This window comes from Nocardia sp. NPDC004573, assembly GCF_053602135.1.
Genome location: NZ_JBSGDA010000054.1, coordinates 1 through 5,985, shown reverse-complemented (window position 1 = coordinate 5,985; position 5,985 = coordinate 1). Strand labels below are relative to the sequence as shown.

The window sequence follows — 5,985 nt, the reverse complement described above, 5'->3', positions numbered from 1 at the left end:
TGGCTGTGCACGGTGGTGTTCGATCTTGTTGCGCTCGGGAGGCGTGGTCGGGGCGAGTTGGGTGCGTCGGATTCGAGGGTCGGCCGCCTGGCACGCGGTTCAGCATGGTTGGCGCTGCTGGATTTGTCGCGTGCATGGCAGTAGCGCGAATGGGGGCCTGGCTGTGCACGGTGGTGTTCGATCTTGTTGCGCTCGGGAGGCGTGGTCGGGGCGAGTTGGGTGCGTCGGATTCGAGGGTCGGCCGCCTGGCACGTGGTTTCAGCATGGTTGGCGCTGCTGGATTTGTCGTCTGCATGGCAGTAACGCGAATGGGGTCTGGTTGTGAACAGTGGGTGCTCGGTCTCGCTTCGGGCGAAACGTGTGTTCGAGCTGGTGTGGTCGCGTGTGGCGATAAGTCGGTCTCACTCTGATCGGTTGAGTGAGGTCGGGTGTGATTGTTGTCGCATTACTCGGGCTGAACTGTTGCGGTGGCGCAGGCAGTCGCTTGCTCCTTTGTTGCGGAGCAGGGCGCCCGGGCGTGGTCCTCGAGGCGATCGGCACGGTTCGTGTTGCCGGGCGGTCGGAGGTGGATGGGGTGGCGCTACCCGGTGGATCGGCTTTGTTCCGTAGGCGTGCGCAGGCTGCGCGCGTGGTTGCCAGCGCGCGAGGCGGTGGGCGGCGTTATCGGTGGCCGTAGCGCAGTTCGTACAGGTCGCGGTCGTGTTCGGTGCACTTGCCGTGGTCGACCAGGTCTGGGTTGAGGCCGTGCTGGACCAAGCGGAAGCGGCGCCACACGTAGCTGAGGGCGACGGTGAAGACGACCATCGGGACGATCATCATCACGATCAAGCCGATCTTCAGCGGCATCGGTCCGGGGAACAGCAGCACCAGCGCGAAGAACGGGATGATCGGCCCGAGGAAACGGACGAGATAGCGTTCCATGGCCCCGTGCCCGACGAGGTCGTGGGTGACCCACTCGTGCAGCTCTTCGGGGAGCTCGCGGCCCAGATCGTAGGCGACCCGCTGCCTGAAGGTGGGGGTTTGCATATCACAAGGCTATGCCTGTGGTATAAGTCACCGCTAGTTTCCCGCGCCACTCACCCGCGTCCGTGCCTGCGCTCGTAGTCGAGCCGTTCGCGCTCGTCCCGGCGGCGGGCGTCGGCGTCCGCGAGCGCGGGGTCGAGACCGTGCTTGATCAGCCGATGGCGCCGGTAGACGTACAGCAGCGCCACCGTGAAGTAGATCAGCGGAATGTACAGCAGCGCCATCATCGCCAGACCCATCCACAACGGGCCGGGCAGCAGCAGGAAGAGCATGAGCACCGGAAGCACGGGCACCAGGAATCGCAGCAGATAGCGCCGCGTGGCCCCGGGCCCGACCAGGTCCTCGCGCACCCAGTCGGACATCGACTCCGGCAGGGTGCGGCCGAAGATATAGCCGACCTTTTGTCCGAACGAGGGGGTAGCGCTCACGCCTCCAGCATCCCGACCCCGCCGCCACCGGCGCAACTACGCCCATCCGCTTCGAGCAGCCGCACAAATTGCGGCCACAATCTCGCCTCATGGCGGCCGACGGACGCCGGCTCGAGACCGCGGCCTGGCACGCGACGCCTCCTGGCGCAACTGCTCGCCCTGTCGGCAATACTGAACCGCGTGCGGAGGGCCGATGTTCGAACCCTGACGCGCCAAGCGCACCCAACTCCCGGTTTCAAGCCATGAAAGGGGCTGCGGGGTGACGAAGTCGCGGCTAGTTGACAAAGCCCGCGTGGAACGCGGCGATCTGCGTCACCAGGTTGTGCGTCGTGTGCTGCACGGCGATCTTCACGAACGGTTCGATGGTCTTACCGAGGGCTCGCCCCGCCAGGCCGCCGGGCACTCGGAAGTCCACGATCGCGTCGACGGTGCACAAATCGTCGCCCTTGGCGTGGAACAGGAACGTGGATTCGACGTCGAAACCCTTGATCGACTCGACGCCGATCGCGAAGTTCTCCTCCCACCGGATCACCCGGATCCGCGATTTCAGCGAGGCTGGACCCAGCTTCATGTGCCCGTCGAACGTGGCGCCGACCCCTTCGGTCTGCTCGCCGACCGGAGTGAAGGACTGGATGCCGTGCAGGAATCGCGACAGGTTCCGGTAATCGTTCACGTAGGCGAACGCTGACTCGGCCGAGGCCTTGCAATCCTCGACGATCTTCACTTCGGTCATGCGCAGACCCTAACCGGGGCGTGACGATCCGGCTCAGGCTGTCACCGCCAGGGTGGCGGCCAGGCCGAAGGCGAGTGCCATCACGAGTACCTCGGCTACCGCGCGGCGTAACGACTCGTCGGCGTCCATCCGGTGGTCGGCCGCTTTCGGCACCCAGCTGCGCCGCCACCACCAGCCGAGAGCGAGCAAGCCGAGCAGCACCACGGTCTTCGCGAGCAGGATCCGGCCGTAGCCGGTGCTGACGAACGGAGCTATCCCTCCCACCCGGATCAGCCCGTTGAGCAGGCCGGTCACCGCCACGATCGCCACCAAGGGCAGCGCCACCGCCGAATATCTCGGCAGCGCCACCGCCCACTCGCCGCGGGTCCGCACGACCAGTGCCAGTGCGATCAGCAACCCCAACCAGGCGCTCGCCGCCAGCGCGTGCACCGCGGCGAGCACCGACCCGAACGCCTGCTGCGACATGTGTCCGGTGATCGGCCGCAACGCCAGTGCGACCGCGGCGAATACCAGCACCAGATCCGCGGAGGCGGACCCGGGCCGCCGGAAGGCCAGTGCCGCCCCGCAGGCCACCGTCGCGACGCCGACCAGGATCGCGATCCCGATCTGCCCGCCGCTGACGTCGACCAGATAGGTGCCGAACTCTTCGGCGCCGAGTTCGCGCACCGGAACGCCGACCACCTCGGCTGCCTCGAAGATCAGCACGGCGAATTCCGCCACCGCCCAGATTCCGGCGAGCACCGCGAGCAGCCGCCACGGTGTCGTCAACCGCGGCGTCACCTTGGGCAGCGCCGCCAATCCGAGTGCGGTCGCCCCGACGCCGTCGGCCACCACCCGCACCACGGCCTCGCCGGGCAGCGCGCCAGGCAGGATCAGCACCCAGGCGAGCGCTACCCCGAGCAACCCGGCCGGGAAGGCCGGGAGCAGAGCGGGCCATGGCATCCGGCCGGGGGCGCGTCGCGCGCCGCCTCGGCCGCCGGTCTTCACGTCGCTCACCGCTTCTGGTCGCGGCTCCTGCCGCCGAACAACGCGAACGCGAGTCCGCCGCCGAACAGCACCACCGCCCCGGCGACGAACACCCACAGCGGAATGCCGTCCGAGCCGTCGGAGCTGTCGTGAGCCTTCGCATTCGGTCTCGGTCCCGGCGTGCCGTTGCCCGGCTTGCTGAGCGTGAAGTGCCGCTTGCCGCTGACGGGGTGTCCGTCGGCCGAGGTCACCCGGTAGGCGATGGTGTATTCGCCGGTCGGCCCCAACTCGCCCAAGACGACGCTCACCGTATTGCCTTCGACCACGGGATCACCCTTGGACCAGAGGTTGCCGTCCGGTCCGACGACGGTGAGCGACGGAAAACTCGGCTGCAGTGCCTCGTTGAACGTCACGCTGGCGCGCTCGGGCCCGGCGTCCACGGTCGCATTGTCGTCCGGGACGCTTCCGGTGGCCGCGGAGTGCGCGGCGGCGACGCCGGTTGCGGCGATACCGAATCCGAGCAGGAACAGGCCGGCGACGAGGGCGGCGAGGAGTCGGCGGTTCATGCGCGACGTCCGCGAATGACAGTGCCGACGCCCAGCGCGACACCGAGCAGGCCGAGCGCGAGACCGATCCCGCCGAGCCAGCGGGCAGTCTCGTCCTCGTGCTCGGAGTCCTCGTCCGCGGCTTCGCTGCTCACTTTGTGCCCGTCCGAATCCTCTTTTCCGGCGGCCAGGGTGATGGACGGGGCCGGATGCTCGGGTTCGTCGCCGTCCTTCTCGACCGGTTGGTCCCAGCTGACCACCTTGCCGTCGGAATAGGTCTGTTTGGCGGGGAAGCTCACCGAATCCTGCGCGGGCAGAGGGCCGACGGACACCGCGAAGCGCTGGAACTGGCCGGGCGGGATACCCGGCGCGCCGGGATCGGCGGTCCAGGTGATCGCGGTGATCTCCTTCTTGTCGTTGCGTTCGACCTTGGCCGACCATCCGGGAATCGGCTCGGTCCGCGCCGATTTCAGGTTGGGCAGGGTGACGGTGAGCGCTGTGGTGCCCGCGGTGTCCGATTCGGTGGGCACCCGGAAGGTGGCGACGGCGTATCCGCCTTGGGTCGCGCCGGGAGCGTCCACTGTGACGTGGGCCGCGGCGGTGCCGGCCGCGAGCAGGACGAGTGCCGTTGTGGTGCAGGTCGTTCCGACGGCGCGCGAAAGAGAGCTGTGCATGCTGAAGCTTCCTGTGCGAAGGGAAAGGGGTGTCGGGCGGTCAGGCCGGCACCGGCGGCGCGCGCGGGCCGAGCGCACCGAGTGGAGCACAGCGATAGGGCGGAAGGCCGGAATACGGCCAGAGCGGCGCGCCGACGATCCGCACCCGCCGCGGCGGCGCGAGTATCGCGCGGAGTGCGCCGGAGGCGGCGGCGTAGAGCCGCTCGGTCAGCACGATCAGTGTCGCGCAGCCGATCGTCGCGACGATGTGCGCGAACAGCATCCCTCCCGTAGGCACTGGGGATGATGTTGCGCCGGAGCCCGTTCCGGCGTGGTCGTGGCCGAGCAGGACCGACAGGGCGACATGGCTCAGCAGCTGACCGGCGCCGAGTAACCCGGCCACGACGGACGGGTGCGCCCGCACGGTTCCCGCGACCGAACCGAATCCGGCGGCGATCAGCAACAGCAACGTCAGTTCGGTGGTGCCGGGCGCGCCTCCGCCCGCCGCCCCGTGCGCCGCCACGGCCAGGACGCCCACCAGCACGCCGACCAGGCCACCACGCAGGTGGCCGGCGCTCGGGTGCGGGGACATCGGGACGGGAACGCTCAGCGCACGCCGAGCCGCGCCAGGATGTCGGACTCGATCCCGGACAGTTCGTGGGAGATGGACGCGTGCACCGACCGGCGGCGGTTGGCCGGCATCTGGTCGGAGGTGTGCACCGCCGCCGTCAGACTGCCGAGACGGTCCTTGGTGGCGGTGACGAACTTCTGCGTCTCGCCCTTGTCCTTGCCGTCCTGCGCACCGATCTTCGCCAGCGCCGCCTCGGCATTCGTGATGCGTGCCTGCAGCTTGGCTCCGTGTCCGCTGAAGTCGCCGAGCTGGTCGATGCCCACGCCGAGTTGCTGGGCGCGGCGGGTGTCCAACTGCCCGCGCAGGAAGGTGGCGCCGCGGTAGGCGAGGGGGGCGAGCACCGGGATGAGCACCCGCGCCACGCCGAGATACTTCTTCACCTGACCGGCGCTGAACGGATCACGTTCGGCCTTGGCGGCCACCTTCAGCGCGGCTTTCTCCTCCGCCTGGAAGGCCGCGATCTGCGCCTTGGCCACCTTGCGCTGGGTACGCGCCTCGGCGCGGCGTGCCTTGCGGTCGTTCTTCGCGGCGAGCCTGGCCTCGATCGCGGCCTTGTGTTTGAGTGCTTTCGCCTCGGCCCTGCGGCTCGGCCGCCGCTTGCGCTTCGTGAACAACCCCATCGAAGGCCCTCCGTCATGCTGGTCGCCATGGCAGTACGACGCCGGGGAAGCCCGTCCGCCCATGTCACACGCTTTGTCGCTACCCTATCGGGTCCCCGGTGTCAGCTGCGAGGGTAGTGCGGCCCCCGCCCTCCGCACCTGCCGAAGTGGCATCACCGCCGGTCGACCGAACTTCTGTCCCGAGCGATCCGGCCAGATATCTCACGTCCCCTCCTGCCCTGCGCTGGATGCACGATGACCACCTGACGCAACCACCCACCTGAACTCCCGGTTTCGAGCGGAGCGAGACCGAGCATGCGCCGTTCGCGGCCCGGCTCGCGTTCGAGCGGCCGCCGCGTCCGCGACGCAGTCGCCAGCGGCGGTCGCTCGGACGCGAGCCATGAGGG

Annotated in this window: 8 protein-coding genes; all 8 read right to left on the bottom strand. The window is 68.8% G+C overall.

The window, feature by feature from the left end; translation table 11 throughout:
- Positions 1-660: 660 nt before the first annotated feature.
- Positions 661-1,026, bottom strand: a complete 366-nt coding sequence (locus tag ACWEKR_RS35365; RefSeq protein WP_195085088.1) for a DUF5313 family protein — start codon at positions 1,024-1,026, stop codon at positions 661-663.
- Positions 1,027-1,076: 50 nt separating this feature from the next.
- Positions 1,077-1,451: a DUF5313 family protein gene (locus tag ACWEKR_RS35360; protein WP_159840858.1), complete on the bottom strand. Its 375-nt coding sequence runs from the start codon at positions 1,449-1,451 to the stop codon at positions 1,077-1,079.
- Positions 1,452-1,725: 274 nt separating this feature from the next.
- Positions 1,726-2,184 (bottom strand): SRPBCC family protein, encoded by a 459-nt coding sequence (locus tag ACWEKR_RS35355; protein ID WP_452358211.1) that lies wholly within the window; start codon positions 2,182-2,184, stop codon positions 1,726-1,728.
- A 33-nt stretch (positions 2,185-2,217) separates the two neighbouring features.
- The gene (locus ACWEKR_RS35350) at positions 2,218-3,171 is read right to left on the bottom strand and encodes a CopD family protein (protein WP_452358212.1); all 954 of its coding nucleotides are present in this window, start codon (positions 3,169-3,171) and stop codon (positions 2,218-2,220) included.
- A 5-nt stretch (positions 3,172-3,176) separates the two neighbouring features.
- Entirely contained in the window at positions 3,177-3,716 is a 540-nt protein-coding gene (locus ACWEKR_RS35345; RefSeq protein WP_452358210.1) for a copper resistance CopC family protein, read from the bottom strand.
- Positions 3,713-4,369, bottom strand: a complete 657-nt coding sequence (locus ACWEKR_RS35340; RefSeq protein ID WP_452358209.1) for a YcnI family copper-binding membrane protein — start codon at positions 4,367-4,369, stop codon at positions 3,713-3,715. The genes ACWEKR_RS35345 and ACWEKR_RS35340 overlap by 4 nt, the downstream gene beginning before the upstream one ends.
- 40 nt (positions 4,370-4,409) lie before the next feature.
- Complete coding sequence (locus ACWEKR_RS35335) at positions 4,410-4,940, bottom strand: hypothetical protein (RefSeq protein WP_452358208.1); 531 nt, start codon at positions 4,938-4,940, stop codon at positions 4,410-4,412.
- A gap of 14 nt (positions 4,941-4,954) precedes the next feature.
- Positions 4,955-5,599 carry a DUF6474 family protein gene (locus ACWEKR_RS35330; protein WP_452358207.1) on the bottom strand — a complete coding sequence of 215 codons (645 nt, stop codon included), beginning with the start codon at positions 5,597-5,599 and terminating at the stop codon, positions 4,955-4,957.
- Between the last annotated feature and the right edge of the window lie 386 nt (positions 5,600-5,985).

Bases quoted from the DNA above. Each gene is read 5' to 3' on its own strand.
- ACWEKR_RS35345 (WP_452358210.1), bottom strand. From the start codon at position 3,716: ATGAACCGCCGACTCCTCGCCGCCCTCGTCGCCGGCCTGTTCCTGCTC.
- ACWEKR_RS35355 (WP_452358211.1), bottom strand. From the start codon at position 2,184: ATGACCGAAGTGAAGATCGTCGAGGATTGCAAGGCCTCGGCCGAGTCA.
- ACWEKR_RS35365 (WP_195085088.1), bottom strand. From the start codon at position 1,026: ATGCAAACCCCCACCTTCAGGCAGCGGGTCGCCTACGATCTGGGCCGC.
- ACWEKR_RS35330 (WP_452358207.1), bottom strand. From the start codon at position 5,599: ATGGGGTTGTTCACGAAGCGCAAGCGGCGGCCGAGCCGCAGGGCCGAG.
- ACWEKR_RS35335 (WP_452358208.1), bottom strand. From the start codon at position 4,940: ATGTCCCCGCACCCGAGCGCCGGCCACCTGCGTGGTGGCCTGGTCGGC.
- ACWEKR_RS35340 (WP_452358209.1), bottom strand. From the start codon at position 4,369: ATGCACAGCTCTCTTTCGCGCGCCGTCGGAACGACCTGCACCACAACG.